This is a genomic window from Empedobacter falsenii (assembly GCF_013488205.1).
GTDB lineage: Bacteria > Bacteroidota > Bacteroidia > Flavobacteriales > Weeksellaceae > Empedobacter > Empedobacter falsenii_C.
Map to the genome: position 1 here is coordinate 1,920,128 of NZ_CP040908.1, position 19,021 is coordinate 1,939,148.

At 30.0% G+C, this 19,021-nt stretch carries 18 protein-coding genes; 15 read left to right on the top strand and 3 right to left on the bottom strand.

The window, feature by feature from the left end:
- Positions 1–60: 60 nt before the first annotated feature.
- Positions 61–894 (top strand): sulfurtransferase, encoded by an 834-nt coding sequence (locus FH779_RS08920; protein WP_244957937.1) that lies wholly within the window; start codon positions 61–63, stop codon positions 892–894.
- Here FH779_RS08920 and FH779_RS08925 read toward each other — a convergent pair.
- Positions 837–2,597: a VanW family protein gene (locus FH779_RS08925; RefSeq protein ID WP_180904395.1), complete on the bottom strand. Its 1,761-nt coding sequence runs from the start codon at positions 2,595–2,597 to the stop codon at positions 837–839. The genes FH779_RS08920 and FH779_RS08925 overlap by 58 nt on opposite strands.
- A 236-nt stretch (positions 2,598–2,833) precedes the next feature.
- On the opposite strand from FH779_RS08925, the gene FH779_RS08930 reads away from it, so the two are divergent.
- On the top strand, positions 2,834–5,260 hold the full coding sequence (locus FH779_RS08930; protein ID WP_244957938.1) for an outer membrane beta-barrel family protein: 2,427 nt from the start codon (positions 2,834–2,836) through the stop codon (positions 5,258–5,260).
- 72 nt (positions 5,261–5,332) lie between these two features.
- Here the strand turns inward: FH779_RS08930 and FH779_RS08935 are convergent, their stop codons facing one another.
- Positions 5,333–6,433 carry a putative type IX sorting system protein PorV2 gene (locus FH779_RS08935; protein WP_038334464.1) on the bottom strand — a complete coding sequence of 367 codons (1,101 nt, stop codon included), beginning with the start codon at positions 6,431–6,433 and terminating at the stop codon, positions 5,333–5,335.
- A 105-nt stretch (positions 6,434–6,538) separates the two neighbouring features.
- Between FH779_RS08935 and FH779_RS08940 the strand changes: the two genes are divergently transcribed.
- The 5 genes from FH779_RS08940 to FH779_RS08960 all read left to right on the top strand — a co-directional run bounded on the left by FH779_RS08940 (position 6,539) and on the right by FH779_RS08960 (position 10,950).
- Positions 6,539–7,279 (top strand): CDP-alcohol phosphatidyltransferase family protein, encoded by a 741-nt coding sequence (locus tag FH779_RS08940; RefSeq protein WP_221627906.1) that lies wholly within the window; start codon positions 6,539–6,541, stop codon positions 7,277–7,279.
- Positions 7,276–8,034: a 3'-5' exonuclease gene (locus tag FH779_RS08945; protein WP_180904396.1), complete on the top strand. Its 759-nt coding sequence runs from the start codon at positions 7,276–7,278 to the stop codon at positions 8,032–8,034. Before FH779_RS08940 ends, FH779_RS08945 begins: the two co-directional genes overlap by 4 nt.
- A gap of 3 nt (positions 8,035–8,037) precedes the next feature.
- On the top strand, positions 8,038–8,646 hold the full coding sequence (locus FH779_RS08950) for a fumarylacetoacetate hydrolase family protein (protein WP_038334221.1): 609 nt from the start codon (positions 8,038–8,040) through the stop codon (positions 8,644–8,646).
- A 9-nt stretch (positions 8,647–8,655) separates the two neighbouring features.
- Positions 8,656–9,114, top strand: a complete 459-nt coding sequence (locus FH779_RS08955; protein WP_152606127.1) for a hypothetical protein — start codon at positions 8,656–8,658, stop codon at positions 9,112–9,114.
- 66 nt (positions 9,115–9,180) lie between these two features.
- Positions 9,181–10,950, top strand: a complete 1,770-nt coding sequence (locus tag FH779_RS08960; RefSeq protein ID WP_180904397.1) for a MutS-related protein — start codon at positions 9,181–9,183, stop codon at positions 10,948–10,950.
- 10 nt (positions 10,951–10,960) lie between these two features.
- On the opposite strand, the gene FH779_RS08965 is transcribed toward FH779_RS08960, so the two are convergent.
- Positions 10,961–11,617 carry an HAD family hydrolase gene (locus FH779_RS08965; RefSeq protein ID WP_180904398.1) on the bottom strand — a complete coding sequence of 219 codons (657 nt, stop codon included), beginning with the start codon at positions 11,615–11,617 and terminating at the stop codon, positions 10,961–10,963.
- 219 nt (positions 11,618–11,836) lie between these two features.
- Between FH779_RS08965 and FH779_RS08970 the strand changes: the two genes are divergently transcribed.
- The 8 genes from FH779_RS08970 (at position 11,837) to recN (ending at position 19,015) form a co-directional block, all read left to right on the top strand.
- A complete protein-coding gene (locus FH779_RS08970; RefSeq protein WP_180904399.1) occupies positions 11,837–12,304 on the top strand; it encodes a hypothetical protein in 468 nt (155 codons plus the stop codon).
- A gap of 224 nt (positions 12,305–12,528) precedes the next feature.
- Positions 12,529–13,407: a 4-hydroxy-tetrahydrodipicolinate synthase gene (gene dapA, locus FH779_RS08975; RefSeq protein WP_180904400.1), complete on the top strand. Its 879-nt coding sequence runs from the start codon at positions 12,529–12,531 to the stop codon at positions 13,405–13,407.
- A gap of 12 nt (positions 13,408–13,419) precedes the next feature.
- Positions 13,420–13,926 carry a ferritin gene (locus FH779_RS08980; RefSeq protein WP_038334248.1) on the top strand — a complete coding sequence of 169 codons (507 nt, stop codon included), beginning with the start codon at positions 13,420–13,422 and terminating at the stop codon, positions 13,924–13,926.
- Positions 13,927–14,007: 81 nt separating this feature from the next.
- The gene (locus tag FH779_RS08985) at positions 14,008–14,889 is read left to right on the top strand and encodes an outer membrane protein assembly factor BamD (RefSeq protein WP_180904401.1); all 882 of its coding nucleotides are present in this window, start codon (positions 14,008–14,010) and stop codon (positions 14,887–14,889) included.
- A gap of 27 nt (positions 14,890–14,916) precedes the next feature.
- The gene (locus FH779_RS08990; protein WP_180904402.1) at positions 14,917–15,240 is read left to right on the top strand and encodes a DNA-directed RNA polymerase subunit omega; all 324 of its coding nucleotides are present in this window, start codon (positions 14,917–14,919) and stop codon (positions 15,238–15,240) included.
- Entirely contained in the window at positions 15,240–16,439 is a 1,200-nt protein-coding gene (gene coaBC / locus FH779_RS08995) for a bifunctional phosphopantothenoylcysteine decarboxylase/phosphopantothenate--cysteine ligase CoaBC (protein WP_180904403.1), read from the top strand. Before FH779_RS08990 ends, coaBC begins: the two co-directional genes overlap by 1 nt.
- A gap of 8 nt (positions 16,440–16,447) precedes the next feature.
- A complete protein-coding gene (gene porD, locus FH779_RS09000) occupies positions 16,448–17,356 on the top strand; it encodes a type IX secretion system protein PorD (protein ID WP_180904404.1) in 909 nt (302 codons plus the stop codon).
- Positions 17,357–19,015: a DNA repair protein RecN gene (gene recN, locus FH779_RS09005; RefSeq protein WP_180904405.1), complete on the top strand. Its 1,659-nt coding sequence runs from the start codon at positions 17,357–17,359 to the stop codon at positions 19,013–19,015.
- Positions 19,016–19,021 lie beyond the last annotated feature (6 nt).

Genomic DNA, 19,021 nt, shown 5'->3' on the forward strand with positions numbered 1-19,021 from the left:
AATAAGAAAACGTAGCCAAATATGGTTGCGTTTTTTTACTTTTATAAAAATAAATTAGAAATGACTTTCAATACACCAATCATATCAGCACAAGAATTACAAGATAATTTGCATCTTAAAAATTTAATTATTTTAGATTGCACGATTGATAAAGTTGGACAATCAATAAAAGATCAAGAATTAAAATTAATTCCGAATTCTCTTTTCTTTGATTTGGAAGGGAAATTTTCTGATCATTCTTCGCAATTTCCTCATACACTTGTTGATGAAGAAATTTTCACAAAAGAAGCTCAAAATTTAGCCATTAATCAAGATTCTATCATTGTTTGTTATGATCGTTGGGGTGTTTATTCGAGTCCGAGAGTTTGGTGGATGTTCAAAGCAATGGGTCACAAAGAAGTATATGTTTTAGATGGCGGATCGCCTCTTTGGCAAGAAAATAATTTTGACACAACTTCTACTTATTTTCAACCTACTGTAAAAGGTAACTTTATTGCTGATTTTCAATCGAATTGGTTTGCTGACACACAAGTTATGTTAAATGCAATAAATGATGATTCGAAAATGATTATAGATGCTCGATCAGAAGGGCGTTTCAAGGGCACTTCTCCGGAGCCAAGACAAGGTTTACGAAGCGGACATATTCCAACTTCTAAGAATTTATTTTTTGAAAATGTTTTGACTGACACAACATATAAATCAAAAGAAGAACTGAAAGCAATTTTCGAAAAATTTACAGATTCATCTAAAGAAAATATTTTTTCATGCGGTTCTGGAATTACAGCTTCTATCCTAGCCTTAGCTTCAACAATTGCCGGTTTTGATGAGGTAAAAGTTTATGATGGTTCTTGGTCTGAATGGGGCGCTGACGAAAACTTACCGATTGAAAGATAATTTTCGACTTCTTTTTTCAACGAATTATAATCATTTAATTTTACAACTTTTACATTTTCACTATCTTGTAAACCACAAGCGGTTGTTGTAATAATTGGAATTCCATAAGAAACAGCTTTTATAGGTTGACGTGGTTGATTTTCGATAATTGTTGGATAAATGATTAAGCCAATTTCATCATAATTTCCACTAAATTTTTCAATTTGTATATTTTGCCAAAAATTATTCATTTCGAGATTTCGCCCAAGAATTACAAGTTGTAGATTGAGTTCTTTCGCTAATTTTTGCATTTCATATGCTCCTTTTCTACCAACTGCAGAAGCAGGAAAAAGAATTTTATTCCCAGTTTTTTGATTCAAATTTTGTTCAATATTCCAATCAAGTTTCACAATTTTATGTTGAAACATTTTCTGAATATCTGTATGTGGACTTATAATTCTTTGCGCTATGTTTAACGCATTATTTTCTAAATCAATTAAATTTTTATTTGCTCTAAAATCTTTCAAAGTCTTACTTTCTGGATAAATGAAATGTGAATAATCCAATCTTTCGTGCAAGGTTTCAATAGGTAATCTTGTCATTAAAACATCAAAAGTTCTTCCTCCTAACATTCCTTTTTTATAAATAAAGGGCAATAAATTTTGACTAATAACTAAATGAGTACTTTCGATTGGAATTAATTTTGAAGCAGAATTTGCTATTTTTTCATCTAGTTGTAATGATAGTTCGAATGGATTTTTATTTTTGGAAAATCGTAATTTCAAAGCTCTATAAATTCCAGAAAATAAAGTTGTCTTGCTATCTTTATGAGAAGAAAAACTCCAATTATAGCGATTCGTTTTGACGAAAAAATTCTTTTTCATCGAAAATATAAAACGATCATTCTCATTTATATTTTTCGAAATATATGCATCATATTCTGGCCATTTTTCATCCAAAATATAAGTCGTCGTTTTAATATGTTGATTTTTATGTGATTGATCTTCATGTTGATGACAACTATCGTTTCCACACGAATAACAATCATTTAAAAAATTGAAAGCCAATTTACTATCAATATTTTCTGATAATTTTAAATCTTTATTTTGACTTTTATAGCGAACAATTAAATGAGTAGAAGTTAATTCAGTTTCGATTCTAAAATCATAAGCCGAACGAAAACGTAAATCAATATAATTCCATTTTACAGTCGCATCGCGATCCTTTTCCGCCAACGAACCTTGTATGATTTTGGTATGTTTATGACGCTCAATAATTTCGAAATTTGCGTTCAAAGCCGCATCATACAACGCATTAGATAATTGGCACAAACCTCCAGCAATCGTTGGTACAATGCAACCTTCCTTTATTTCTCGACCAACCACATAACCTTGACCATAATTTGGATTACCAATATGTTTCCAAAAGCTAAATGTTTCGTTGGCTTTAATTTCTAAACCATTAATTTTTTGAGAAGCAATTCGAAGATTCTGAATTTTACCAGCTGTTAAAATCCAATTTTCTTTTGTGTCATTTGGATTCCAAAGTTCACTTTCAGAAAATGCAATAATCGGTTGATCAATTAATTTTGAATCAAATTGAAATTTTGTAGGATTATCTTGAATATTTTTCAGCCCACGAAGACCAATTAAAACAGAAGATTTTAATTTAAAAATAAGACTTTTCGTAAAACTATGTTGTTCTATAAGTTCTGGTTGACTCAAAATAGTAGATTTAGGTTGTTGATTTATAAAATTATAAAAATTTTGACTTCCAATAATTATTAATATTAGTGATTATTAAATATCTTAATTTATTTTAGTACTTTGTTTTGCATAGTAGTATATTTTATATAGATTTGTAAAAGTTATTTGATGAATAAAATTACAATTTTGATAAAAATATAGTTTTTGTCATGTAACTATTTAAAAGAATTAACGTCTATAATAAAATTAACACTATGAAACATCTATTTTATATATCTGCATTATGCTTGAGTTGCACCGTTATGGCGCAAACAAAATTTTCAGGTAAAGTATTGAATGAAAAAGATAATAATCCTATTTCTTTAGCTGAAATTGTTTTATTGAATGAAAAATCTGAACTATCAAATGTTACAGACGAACAAGGAAATTTTGTTTTTGAACAAGTTGAAGCTGGAAAGTATGATTTTGCGATTTTGGTAAATTTTGATACGATTTATAAAGAAAAAATAGAAATTAATGCTGAATTAACAAAATCATTCAAAATTAATATGCCAAATATTGATTTGAAAGAAGTTGTAATTGCTAAAAAAGTTTTTCAGAAAAAAGCTGATCGATTTGTTTTCGATGTTTCAAATTCTCCTGTTGCAAAAGGAAATGACGCGTTTAATCTGCTTAAACAAACGCCTTTAGTTTCTTCTACAGATGGGAAAAATCTTAAAATTCTGAATAAATCTGACGTTATTATTTACATCAACGGACGAAAATCTAATATGGATAATGAAGCTGTGATAGAAATGTTGAAAAATACACCATCAGAAAATATTCAGAAAATTGAAGTCATTACAACGCCTGGAAGTGAATTTTCTGTTGAAGCAAATACTGGAGTCATTAATATTGTGATGAAAACGACGACAACAAACGGTTTGAATGGAAATGTGAGAATTGTAGATCAACAGGCTTATTTTAATAGTCAAAGATTGAATGCTGGTTTAAACTATAGAAAAGATAAATTGGCAATTAATTCTGGGATTTATATTGGAAATAACAAATCTCGAGAGAAAAATATTTTATCGAATGGAAATGCTCATTTTATCAATGAATCGAGAGGAATTGTAGATGATCCAAATAAGAATGTTGGCGGAAATGTAGGATTTGATTATGAATTAGCTAAAAATCAGAATATTGGTTTAACCTATAATTTTAGATACAATAAGAGTTTTGATTCAAAATTTAAGTTAGATAATTTTTATAATCATGAATTTAAAAATCAAACAATTAATCTCGAAAATGCTCAAACAAGAAATCATTCGTTCAACTTAAATCACGAAATAAGAACGGATAGTTTGGGAAGTAAATTAGTTACAAATGCTTCTTTTCTTAATTATAAACGAGAGATGAGAAGTACAAATACAACAATCCCTGTAGATAATGAAAATGTTGAAATCTTCAGACAAAATGTACCTCAAATTATCAATAATTTTAGTGCAAATGCAGATTATACCCTAAAAACTAACAAAGAAAATACATGGTTATTTGGAGGAAGTTATACATTCACAAAAACGGATAATGATACTAAACAAGAGAGTTTTGTGAACGATAATTTTATCAAAGATGAAATTTTGAGTAATCATTTTTTATACAAAGAAAACATTGCTGGATTGTATTTAACTTTTGAAAAACAAGTTTCTGAAAAGTTATCAGGGAAAATTGGAACACGATTAGAAATTACAAAAACGATTGGTGATATTCTTGAGAAGAATAATTCATTTAAAAATGATTACAACAATATTTTACCTTATTTATCTCTAAATTATGCGATTCATCAAGATCATAATGTGAGTTATTCTTTTTCGAGTCGCGTTCGTAGACCTGCTTTTTGGGAGTTAAATCCATCAAGAGTTTACCTTACTCAGACAAATTATATTCAGAACAATCCATTTATGATGAGTTCTAAATTTTATAAACAAGAGTTAAATTATTTGTATAAAAGCGCTTATTTTTTCAATGCAGAATTTGAATATATTGACGATGCGACAAGTCAATTGCCTTTGCAAGGAACAGTAAAAAATCTTGAAACAGGTGAAACAACAGAGTTTTTGCGTTACATTAGAATGAATTATGGAAACAAAAAATCATTAAACCTTTCGGTTGGAATGAATAAGAGTTTTTATAACGGAATTTGGTCTGCGAATTATATGTTTATTTATATGTATCAAGCATATAGAGGGATTGTCGATAGTGATCCTACCTATATTCAAAAACCTGGTTTTGAAGAAAAACTTTCGACTTATGTTGTTGATCGTCAAGCATCGAATATTTATTTTAAATTAGATAATACAATACGACTTTCTTCGAAAAAAGATTGGTTTTTAGGTGTTAATTATTGGTATCTATCACCTTTAGAAATCGAACTAGGGAAACTTGGAAAACAACATAGTTTTGATGTAAATATCAAAAAAATATGGAATAATTGGACTTTGATGTTCGAAGCTTATGATTTATTGAATACAAATGTCACAACAATAAATGGTAAACAAGAAAATGGAAGTTTCAATAATGTTTGGCAAAACCAATACAACAGAGAATTTTCAGTTAGTTTATCATACAAATTTGGAAATCAAAAACTGAAAAAATCAAGACAAATTGATGAAGCAAATAGTACAATAAAATCAAGATTATAAAAAATAAATGACATGAAAAAAGACTGCAAATTGCAGTCTTTTTTGTTTATTAAAAAATCAAATTATATAAATTTATCTCCACTTATCCATCTCGAAACGAACAGAAAAAATGTTAGAATATAATCCCAAACCGCTGTCTCCAAAGTTAGTCAAAGCATAATCAATCGAAATTCCTTTGTATTTGAAACCTACCCCAACATTTGGCTGAATTTGAGTTTTATCTTTTCCATCAAATTGCGAAATTTTCTGTAAATTATTCAATCCTCCACGTACAAAAACCATGTCATCATAACCTAATTCAAGACCAACTTGTGGCGAAATAGAAAATCCTTTTCCAGAAATTGCGGCATTAGTTTGTTGAAATTCGATATTCATATCAACTTCTCCCAACAACGAAACTCGTTCATTAAAATCAAAACGTTTTCCAACTCCAAATTGCAGTTTCGGCATTGTTAATTCGATATTTTCTCCTGGCAAATCATTCAAAATTGTTGGCTCACCTCCATTACTTGGCTCATCAACTGTAATTTCTTTTACTTTTTCTTTGTTGATACTCCACGCATTGAAAGTTGTCGTAATATCACGCGCCATCAAACCAAAATACATTTTATTATCAGTACGATATTGCAAACCAAGATCAATCCCGAAACCAAATCCTTGCGCAAATTTCCCTATATGTCGATAAACAATTTTAGCATTTGCACCAAACTGAATATCTTTATTATTAAATACATTTCCTGCATAAGACATCGTCAAAGCGTAATCTGCTGTAGAAAATTTTGAGATTTTATCGTAATTAATATTTCCTTGATTATCAATTAATTCTGTCGTATTCAGAATATCATCAACACCAAAACGAGTAAACGAAAATGCAATCGTAGAATTACTTTCTCTCAACGGAATTGCAACCGCTGCATAATCAAATTTCGCAATTGACTGAAAATATTCAGCATGCATCGCCGCAGCTTCCCAATCGTAGGTAATTTCTGTTAATCCAGCAGGATTCCAATAAGCCGCATTTGCATTTCCAATATTCGCCACAACCGCATTACCCATTGCAAACGAGCGCGCATCTGCACCAATATTCAAAAACTCGTTCGAATATTTGCGTGTGGTTTGAGAAAAAGCAAATTGACTTGCCAGAACAGATAATATAAGGAATGTCTTTTTCAAAATTGATGAATTACGAATATAAAAACTCAAAAATAGTGGTTTTATTGTGTTTAAAAAGGATTCAGATTAATTTTTGTTTGTACTTTTGTGATGAAAAATTCATTTATGAAATTATTTACAATTCCAAATTTTCTAACACTACTTAATCTTTCGTGTGGTGTATTATCAGCCATTTTCATGATTTCGAGTAATGCTCAAATCACAACTACCACAGTTACAATCGTGATGGTTTTGATGTTGATTTCGTTGGTTGCCGATTTTTTGGACGGAATGGTTGCACGATTAATGAATATTGGTAGCCCGATTGGAAAAGAATTGGATTCTTTGGCAGATTGTATTTCGTTTGGAGTTGTGCCAGGATTGATGTTATTTTCGATGTTTAATCATTTTTCAACCGATTTTATTTATGAAAATGAGAATTTAAAAATTGCTGCAATTTCTTTATTTGCTTTTTTAGTTCCAGCTTTTTCGGCGTTACGTTTAGCAAAATTTAATTTAGATGAAGATCAAGCAACGTATTTCAAAGGTTTAGCAACGCCGTCGAATACCTTATTTATTTTCTCATTATTTTCTATCTATTACAATAATGGACAAATTATAAATCCTTCTGTTGATCCGTATTTATTAATTGTCGTTTCTATTGTATTTAGTGTTTTATTAATTGTCGATTTACCATTATTTGCCTTAAAATTTAAAGGATTGAGTTGGGCAGAAAATTATTATAAATACATTTTCTTAATCATTACATTAGGTTTAGTGGCTTGGTTGCAAGTTGCAGCAATTCCGCTAATCATCTTATTGTACATCATCATCTCAATCATTTTCAGAAAAGAAATTACAAAATGAAATTAACTAAAAATATCTGTTTCTTTGATTTAGAAACAACAGGAACTAATGTTTCAAAAGACCGTATTGTCGAAATCTCTATCGTGAAAGCTTTGACAGATGGTTCAAAAGAAGTAAAAACTTGGAAAGTTAATCCTGGAATTCCAATTCCACCAGAAACAACTTTAATCCACGGAATTTCTGACGAAGATGTTGCCGATGCGCCATCTTTCAAAGAACTTGCGCCCGCGATTATGGAAATGATCAAAGATTCTGATTTGGCTGGATACAATTCAAATCGCTTTGATATTCCGCTTTTGGCAGAAGAATTATTGCGTAATGGTTTTGATTTTGATTTATCAAAACATCGTCCAATTGATGTGCAAGTGATTTATCATAAAATGGAACCTCGTAATTTGAGCGCTGCTTATAAGTATTATTGTGATAAAGATTTGATTGATGCACATTCTGCGGAAGCTGACACAATTGCGACTTACGAAGTTTTGATGGCGCAAATCGAGAAATATGACGAACTTGAAAATGACAATAAATTTTTGAGCGAATTTTCATCTCAGCGTAAAACGGCTGATTTAGCTGGATTTATTCAGTACAATGATAAAGACCAAGAAATTATTTCGTTTGGTAAATATAAAGGACAAGTTGTGACGGATATTTTTGCGAAAGATCCAGGTTATTATTCGTGGATTCAGAATGCTGATTTCCCTTTATATACAAAGAAAGTTTTTACTCGAATCAAATTACAAAACGGTTTTTAAGCGATGAAAATTATTTGTGTCGGACGAAATTACGTCGAACATGCAAAAGAATTAAATAATCCAATTCCAGAATCTCCCATGTTTTTCATGAAACCTGATTCTGCAATTTTGCGAAAAGGTTTTCCTTTTGTAATTCCAAGTTTCACAAAAGAAGTTCATTTCGAAACGGAAATTGTGATTAAAATTGATCGAGTTGGAAAAATGATTCAACCTCAATTTGCAGATCGTTATTTCTCTGAAATCGGTTTAGGAATTGATTTCACTGCGAGAGATGTACAACAAGAATTGAAAGAAAAACGTTTTCCTTGGGAAATTGCGAAAGCTTTTGATGGTTCTGCATTTGCTTCGGATTTCTATCCAAAAGAAAATTTTGATTTAGAGAATTTAGCGTTCAAATTAGATCGAAATGGAGAAAACGTACAAACAGGAAATTCAAAAGATATGATTTTTCATATCAATACGTTGATTGCGGAATGTTCCAAATATTTTACCTTGAAAAAAGGCGATTTAATTTTTACAGGAACGCCAGCTGGAGTTTCTAAAATCAATTCAAAAGATACCTTAGAAGGTTATTTGAATGATGAAAAAGTATTCGAAATAAAAGTGTTGTAATCATTAAAAATGAAAAACATATTTTCATTTATTATTATATTTTTATTGTTTTCTTGTAAAAAAGAAAACAATATTGTTACACCTATAATTCACGAGAATGTAACAACAATGAATTCAATTTCTGATAATTACGATTCGATTACTACAAAAGTGAAGAAACTTGGTGATGAAGAAGCTTATTCAGAATTATTTTATCATTTAAAAGATTCAAATTTTGAAGGTAGAACAGATTCTTTAATGGTTTATTCAAAAATAATGGCAGAAAAATATCACTTTGAAAAAGCTTATATAGATTATTTGGATGCTATAACTGAGAAATATGGAATAGAAAATGATATTGGAAATTATTCAACAATTAATCTTTCACAATTAAAATCTAAAGAAAAGCAGGAAATTATTGATTGGCTTTCTAAAATGGTTGAAAAAGGAATAATTACAGAAAAACAATTTCAAGAAGTTAAAAAATAATAAAAGAGCGAAATTTCGCTCTTTTATTGTTTATACCACTACCTTTAATCAGAAATAAAATTAAAAATGGAAGACTATATAAAAATTGAAGAAAAACTACAAAATGATTTTGATTTATTGAAATCGAAAAAGAATAGAATTAGCAATATCAGGCTTATTGCATTTATTATTTCAGTTGTATTTTTCTTGCTTTATGTTACGTCGAGCAACAATTTATATTTGATTATTTCTTCTATTTTATTTATTGTTTTTATCATTTTAGTAGTTAAAACTTCTAAAATTTCTTCGCAACTTAATTATTCCATCCAAGCATTAGAAATTATTAATCAAATAAAAACTGATAATTCTATCGATCAATTTGTTGAAGATAATTCTCAGTTCAATAATGTTTACAACAAAGATTTAGATATTCTGGAAGGAAATTCGATCTTCAATCGAATCAATAAAACGCAAACTCGTATTGGTAATTTACAGCTCAAACATTTTTTATCGAATTTGATTTTAAACAAATCTGAAATTATTGATAGACAAAATGCTTTTGAAGAATTGGCTGAAAAAAGAAATTGGATTGTGACATTTTTGACGTTTACAAAGCGATTAAACATGAATCAATCTTCAATTTTTGTGTTCGAAAATCGGGTATTTAATACTGATTCAATAAAATTATTTCCTATCATCATTTCTGTTTTGAATATTTTGTGCTTTATCGCTTTAGCAATTATTGGTTTTCCGAAAGAAATTGTTTTTTACTGGATTTTGGGAGCAGTTATTATTTCGAATGCAATTTCCATGTTTTATAAACAACAACTTCGACGAATAGCAGCTTATACAACGATGAAAGCAGATGAATTGGATAATTTATATGAAGTTTTTCGACATATTGAAAATGAAAATTTTGAATCAAAACTAAACACTGAAATTAAAAATAAGTTTGTACATCCTTTCAAATCATCGGATTTAATCAAGACAATTTCGTCAACAAAAGAAACTTTAGATGCTGCAAATTTCCCGATTGTAGGCTTTGTGTTGAATACGTTTTTCTTATGGCGATTACATTATTCGATAAAATTTGAAAATGAAGTTCAAAAAACGGTTCATCAAATCAAATCTTGGTTAGATGAATTGGCGAAATTAGAGGCTTTTGTATCGTTTGCTTTGTTTAATGATAAATACAAATCGTTTACTTTTCCAGAAATTGTAGACGAGCCTTTTGCGTTAAAAATTACGAATGGTTTTCATCCTTTATTAGATGAAAAAACAGTTGTAAAAAATGATTTTGAAACCAATCGTCCAAACAATATTGCGATTATTACAGGTGCAAATATGGCCGGGAAAAGTACTTTTTTGAGAACAGTTGGAACTAATTTGGTTTTGGCAATGAATGGCTCAAAAGTGAGTGCAGAAAAAATGTCATTTTACCCAATGGATTTATTTACAAGCATCAGAACGGTTGATAATCTGTCTTCTGGCGATTCTTATTTCAAAAATGAAATCAATAAATTGAAAATATTAATTGAACGTTTAGAAAATAATCAACCACAAATCATCATTTTAGATGAAATTTTAAAAGGAACAAATTCGGAAGATAAATTAATTGGTTCGCAGAAATTTTTAGAAAAATTAATCAAATCTCCCACAAAATTGATTGGTTTTATTGCGACACATGATTTGGAATTAACGAAAATGGAAAGTGAAAATCCGGATCATATTATTAATTATTGTTTCGAATTAAAAAACGTGGACAACAATTATTATTCGGATTATAAATTAAGAAAAGGCACAACCAAAATGATGAATGCCATTTTCTTAATGAAACAATTTAGAATTATTGATTAATCTTAAATTGTTAATTTAATTCTTTGATAAAATTCGCATCAATCGCATTAAAATCATCAACAATACAATTTGCTTTTGAAATATCTTGTTGTTTCGAATTTACACTTTTGTAACCCAAACAATACAAACTTGCTCGTAAAGCCGCTTCTACTCCATTTTTACTATCTTCGATAACAATACATTCGCTATGTTCGGACTTTGCTAAATCAGCGGCATGCAGAAAAATGGCTGGATCTGGTTTTGATTTCGGAAAGTTTTCGCCAGAAACTTTATGCGTAAAATATTGATTCAACTCAAAACGATTAAAAACACGATCGATTGTCGATTTTGAAGCCGATGAAGCCAAAATCAATTCAATTCCATTATTGTATAAATCTCTAATCAACCTCTCAACACCATCAATCAAATACAAATCTGGTTTTGTATCAAAAGCTTCATTAAAAATAGTACGTTTTCTAAGAACTAAATCGTTCACTTCATCTTTCAAATTGAATTTATCTTTTAAGATTTGATAAACATTTTTTGTAGATTGTCCTGTAAATGTGGCAAATAATTCTTCAGTAACCGGAATATTCAGTTCTATATAATGTTCGAAATAAGCATATTTATGTACTGGTTCTGTATCGACGATTACGCCGTCCATATCGAAAATTACAGTTTTAATCATTATTGTTTTGTTTCTACAAAATTAACTTTTTTAAGAGAATGATGTAAAAGTTTAAACTTTAGAATGATTTTAAATTAATCGATTATATTACTGATATAAAGGATTGTATCCGAAACCAAACAACAATACTTATGTTAAAACTTAACATTAAGATAACATTTGCACGCTTTTTGTAAAATTCTTGGCATAACAAAGTTAAAAACTGAAAATTTAATAAAAATGAAAAAAGTATTATTAGTAGCTGTAATGGCATTAGGAATTTCTCAAGTAAATGCTCAAAACTATAAAAATGCTTTAGGTGTTGTTGTAGATTTAGGAGACGGTGAAACATTAGTAGGTCCACAATTCAAACACTCTTTTGATGGAAAAAATGCGGGTAACTTACAAGTTATGTTTGGAGATAACATTACTGTTTTAGGTGCAGATTATACGTATAATCAACCGTTTTCTGGTGCAAATGGATTAGGATGGTATGTAGGTGTAGGACCTCAATTATCTTTTGTAGATGGAGGTAAATTTGAGGACAAAACTTATTTTGCAATTCGTCCGCAAGCTGGTTTAGAATACAAAATCCCTTCTGCTCCTTTGGCTTTACATTTTGATTGGAAACCTTGGTGGAATTTAACAAACGATTCTAACTTCGAAGCTGGTCGTTTTTCTTTAGGATTTAAATACACATTTAACTAATCAAACGTTAAAAATATAGTAAGCCACTCACTTGAGTGGCTTTTTTTATAAGTAAAATCATATAATCTATACACAAATTAATTTTATTCCTCTGAATTAATCGTTATTTTTGAATAATTTTGGATTTTATCTAAGACCAATTATAGATTAACACTATTATTTGATTATTCAAGATATAATTCCGAATTTTAACTTAGTATTAGATTTAATAACATTTATAGAAGATGAAACAATTAATTGGGACAGGAGTTGCTTTGGTTACGCCTTTTCAACAAGATGGTACCGTAGATTATGCTGCATTAGAAAATTTAGTAAACTATAGTATCGATGGCGGTGTTGAATATTTAGTTATTTTAGGAACTACTGCAGAAGCAGCAACACTTACAAAGGATGAAAAGAAACAGGTAATCGAAACAATAAAGAAAGCGAATGCTAATCGTGTTCCGATGGTTTTGGGTATTGGAGGTAACAATACGGCAGAAGTTATTAATGAATATAAAGAAACAGATTTGAGTGATTATATCGCAGTTCTTACGGTTTCTCCATATTATAATAAACCTAATCAAGAAGGAATTTACCAACATTATAAAGCGATTGCAGAAAGTACAGATGCCAACATTATTTTGTATAATGTTCCTGGTAGAACGGGTTCTAATATCTCAGCAGATACAACAATTCGTTTAGCAAATGAATTCAAAAATATTGTTGCAATTAAAGAAGCTTCACCAGATTTCTTACAATCAACAGATATTATTCGTAAAAATACACGCGAAGATTTCAATATTATTTCTGGTGATGATGAATTCGCTGTACCAATGACTTTAGCTGGAGGTTCTGGTGTTATTTCTGTTATCGGACAAGGTGTTCCAACTGTTTTTACAGATATGATTCGTAAAGCAATCAACAAAGAAGTTGTTGCTGCTTACGAAGGTCATTACAAAGTTGTAGAAATTACACGTGCTATCTTCGAGGAAGGAAATCCTTGCGGAATAAAAGCTGTTTTAGATAAAAAAGGAGTTTGTAAACCATTTACAAGATTACCTTTAGTTCCAGCATCAGCTAATTTGACAACAAAAATTAACCAATTATTATCAAACATCTAAAAAAATAAAGCTATGATAAAAGATACAATATTAGACGCATTAAACAAACAAATCAAATTAGAAGGAGATTCTTCTCAATTATATTTAGCTATGGCTTCTTGGGCTGAAGTGAAAGGTTTAGAAGGAACTGCAAATTTCTTGTACTCGCATGCAGACGAAGAACGTATGCATATGTTAAAATTAATTAAATTTATTAACGAAAGAGGCGGAAAAGCGTTTGTTCCACAAATTGAAGAACCAAAACAAGATTTCACAACATTGAAAGAAGTTTTTACTGCAATTTTAAACCACGAATGCTTTGTTTCTGAATCAATTAACGAAATTGTAGGCTTAACATTAGAAGAAAGAGATTATTCAACTCACAATTTCTTGCAATGGTATGTTTCTGAGCAAATTGAAGAAGAAAAATTAGCAAGAAATATCTTAGATAAGCTAGAAATGATTGGATCTGACAAAGGAGGTTTATATCTATTTGATCGTGATATAGTTACATTAAGTACAGACACAACAGCGGAATAAATCAAAACTTTGAGATTTTATTAAGAGGATAAGAAAAAAATATTTTATACTTTAGTCCTCAAATTTTATTAAATTTGCAGAATGTTTAAAAAACTAAGCTTAGTAGTTTTAATTGGCGCTTCTTTAGTGTCTTGTAACAAGACCTATAACAAAGCGATGAAAAGTACGGATAAAGACGAAATCTTTACATTGGCTACACAATTGTATCAAGATGGTAAATATGATTTGGCAAACGAATTGTATGAAAAAATTTCTACATCATTTGTAGGAACAGAAAAATCTGCGGACATTGCCTATAATATGGCACAAGGTAACTTTAACGAAAAAAGTTTCCGTTTAGCAGGACATCAATTCAAAAGCTTTGCAGGAGCTTATCCTATGGATAGCCGTGCAGAAGAAGCTTTATTCAAATCGGCATTTTCTTATTACAAAGATTCGCCAAAATATGACTTGGATCAAACAAGTACGTACACAGCAATCAGTGAGTTACAAGGATTTATCAATTCGTATCCAGAATCAGCACACGTTGCAGAAGCGAATAATTATATTACAGAACTTAGACAAAAATTAGAATTAAAGTCTTTCGAAATTTCTAAAGTTTATTACAAAACAATGAAATATAAGGCTGCTGGAGTTTCTTTTGACAATATGGTTGATGAATATCCAGATTCTAAATTTCGTGAAGAAGCAATGATGTATTCATTACGTTCTAAAACAGAATTGGCGTTAAATTTCTCTCGTATCGAGAACAAAGATTTACGTTTACAAGATGCCAGAACGCAATATCTATTGTTAACAAGATATTATCCACAAACAAAATTTAAAGCAGAAGCTGATAAATTGATGGAGAAAATCGACAAAGATATGGTGGATACTAAAAAACAATTAGCTGATATAGAATTAGCTAAAAAGAAATTTGAAGCTGATCAAGCTGAATTAAGCAAAGAGCAAAATAATAAATAATAGTAAAATATATAAAATTCTTTCATTATGAATTTCAAGGATATCGGTGCAGCACCAACAACACAAACTTATGATCGTAATAAAATCGATGAGAAAACAGGAAACTTATACGAATCGATTGTAATTATGGGTAAAAGAGCAGAACAAATCAACCAAGAAATGAAAACTGAATTAATTCAGAAATTGGATGAGTTTGCTGCACATACAGATTCTTTAGAAGAAGTTTTTGAAAACAGAGAGCAAATAGAAGTTTCAAAATTCTACGAAAGATTACCTAAACCGACTTCTATTGCGATTAAGGAATGGTTAGACAATGACATATATTACAGAAATCCAAATGAGGATAAATAATGTCTGTTTTACATAGTAAAAAAATTCTTTTGGCAGTTGCTGCCGGAATAGCGGCCTACAAAGCCGCTTTTCTTGTTAGAGCGCTTATCAAAAAAGGAGCTGATGTCAAAGTTATTATGACACCAGAAGCTCAAAATTTCGTTACTCCACTTACACTTTCCACACTTTCCAAACATCCAGTCGAATGGGAATTTTTTGGTGATAAAGGTGATTGGAATAATCATGTAGAATATGCACTTTGGGCAGATTATATGATTATTGCACCTTGCACAGCAAATACGTTGTCACACATGGCAGATGGAACATGTGATAATTTGGTTTTAGCAACTTATCTTTCAGCTAAATGTCCTGTATATTTTGCTCCAGCAATGGATTTGGATATGTACAAACATCCATCAACTTTAGAAAATATTGTTAAATTAGAATCTTTCGGAAATATTTGTATTCCTGCTGAAGCTGGTGAATTAGCAAGTGGATTGGTTGGAGAAGGCAGAATGGCTGAACCTGAAAACATTATTGCGTTTCTGGAAAGTACAATCGAAGCTACTCTCCCACTTCACGGAAAAAAAGTAGTAGTTTCTGCTGGTCCTACATACGAAAACTTAGATCCTGTTCGTTTTATAGGTAATTATTCTTCGGGAAAAATGGGATTCGAAATTGCGAAAGCTGCTGCTAATTTGGGTGCAAAAGTTACCTTGGTTAGTGGTCCAAGTCACGAATCTGTTGCAGGTTTTCCTATAGATCGAATAAATGTTGTTTCTGCTCGTGATATGTACGAAGCGATGCACGCTAATTTTGCTGATGCTGATGTTGTGGTAATGTCGGCGGCTGTTGCAGATTATCGTCCAAAAGAAATGGCTGAGCAAAAAATTAAGAAAGAAAACGATGATAATTTAATTATCGAATTGGTGAAAAATCCTGATATTCTAAAATCGTTAGGCGAAATCAAAACACATCAATTATTGGTTGGTTTTGCATTAGAAACGAATAACGAAGAAGAATATGCAAAGAAAAAATTAGCCAAAAAGAGTCTTGATTTTATTGTTCTTAATTCGATGCAAGATAAAGAAGCTGGTTTTCAGAAGAATACAAACAAAATTACAATTATTGACAAAGATTTATCAATGCAACAATTTGATGCTAAATCAAAAACAGATGTCGCAAAAGATATTTTGAATGTCATTTTAAATAAGTTATAAAATTTATTATGAAGAAATTAGCCTCAATTTTCTTTTCGTCGTGTTTAGCTATTTCGGCTTTCTCACAAAATATTATTGCAGATGTAAAAGTCGATTATTCTCAAGTTCAAGGATCTAATACACAGGTTTATCAAACTTTAGAAAGATCATTAAAAACGTTTATTAATTCAACAAAATGGACAAATGATCGTTTAAAAACATACGAAAGAATTGAAGCTAGTTTCGTCATTAATATAATTGAACGAGAGGGAAACAGAATGAAAGGTACGATTTTAGTACAATCTCGTCGTCCTGTTTTTAACTCAACGTACTATACGCCTGTTCTTAATTTATCTGACGATAATTTTACGTTTCAATACCAAGAATCTGAAGAGTTAATTTTCAATGATCGAAAATTCAGTGGAAAAAATTTGACAGATGTATTGACGTATTACATTTATTTAGTTTTGGGATATGATACAGATACATTTGCGAAAGAAGGCGGAACAGAGTATTTCAAAATGGCGAAGAAAATTGCAGATTTCGGTCAAGCGAACAATAATTTCTCTGGTTGGAGCGAATTAGATGGAATAAAATCGCGTACAGCCTTAATTAACAATATTTTAAAATCGGATAATTCAACACTTCGAAATATCATCTATCAATATCATAGAAACGGCTTAGACATTATGTCTGAGAACGAAGTTCGTGGTAAAAATGCTATTGGAAATACTCTATTGCAGTTAGAATTTTACCAAAGAGGAAATTATTCTCAATTTTATCCTTTAGAACTTTTCTTAACAGCAAAAAATAGCGAAATTAGTCAAGTATTTTCAGGCGGACAGGTTTCGACGGTGAATATCGAGAAACTGAAAGGAATTTTAAATTCAATCGCGCCAAAATACAACGACAATTATTGGAATAAATTGAAAAAGTAAATGTTAAAAACTCTTCGCGTTAATAATTTCGCCATTATCGATCAATTGGAGATTGATTTTCATCAAGGTATGACCACAATTACCGGTGAAACTGGTGCTGGAAAATCGATTTTGTTAGGTGCTTTAAAATTAGTTTTAGGCGAACGTGCCGATTTAAAAGCCTTGAAAAATGTTGATGAAAAATGTATTATCGAAGCTGTTTTTGAGATTAAAAATCTTGAATTAAATGATTTTTTCGAAGAGAATGATTTAGATTATGAAGACGAATCTATTTTGAGAAGAGAATTATTACCTTCTGGGAAATCGCGTGCTTTTATCAATGATACGCCTGTTAAAGTCTCTATTTTACAAGAATTATCAGAATTATTGATTGATATTCATTCTCAATTTAATACACCTAAAATTTTTGAAGCTGATTTTCAACTTTCGATGTTGGATATTTATGGAGAAAATAAAGACTTGTTGAAAGAATATAAGAAGGATTTTAACCATTATATTTCAACAAAGAAAAAGATAAAAGACGCTCAAAATTCATTAGAAAATCAATCACAAGATTTAGAGTATAAATTGCATTTGTGGGAAGAATTGAACAATGCTTCGCTAAAAAATGAAGAATTAGAGGAATTGGAAATCGAAATAAAATCTTTGTCAAACGTAGAAGAAATTATTTCGACTTTGAATGAAACTTACCAATTTTTGGAACATCCAGAGATGGGAATCATTTCTCAATTGAATGAAGCAAGCAATAAATTGAATAAAATTTCGGATTATAATTCGCAATACAATTCTATTTACGAACGATTAATTTCTTCTAAAATAGAATTGCAAGATATTTCTGGTGAAATGAGTAGTTTGATAGATTCGACTGAAATTAATCCTGAAAGATTACAAGAAATTACAGATCGTTACGATTTGATTCATAAATTATTGCGTAAACATAATGTGATTTCTGTTGAAGAATTAATTGCAAAACGTGACGAATTAGAAAGTCAAACTTCTGGTTTTGATAATTTGAGTGATTTAATTATTCACTTAAATAAAGAATTGAATTCAATTTCAGAAAAACTTGAAAAACAAGTAATTAAAATTAGAAAAAATAGAATTTCTTCTATCGAAATTATCCGAAAAAATATCTTGAATACGTTGTCACAATTGGGAATGGAAAATTCTCAATTAACCATTCAATTAAACGAAACAACAGATTTTACAGCAACTGGAAAAGATGAAGTTTTGTTTCTATTCTCAGCAAATAAAGGAATGGAACCTCGTATTTTTGAGAAATCTGTTTCTGGTGGAGAACGGTCTCGATTGATGTTAGCGATTAAAAAATTATTGGCAACTCATCAACATTTACCAACGTTGATTTTAGATGAAATTGATACAGGAATTTCTGGAAAAGTTGCGAATGAAACAGGAAAAGTAATGCAAACAATGGCTGAAAATATGCAACTTTTAGTAATTACGCATTTGCCACAAGTTGCTTCAAAAGGAAATTATCAGCTAAAAGTTTACAAAGAAGTTGTTGACGAAACGACACAAACAAATGTGATAGAACTTTCTCAACAACAACGTTTAGAAGAAATTGCTCAAATGATTTCTGGTTCAGAATTAACAGATGCAGCAATCAATCAAGCAAAAGAATTAATGAATTTGAATTAAAATTAA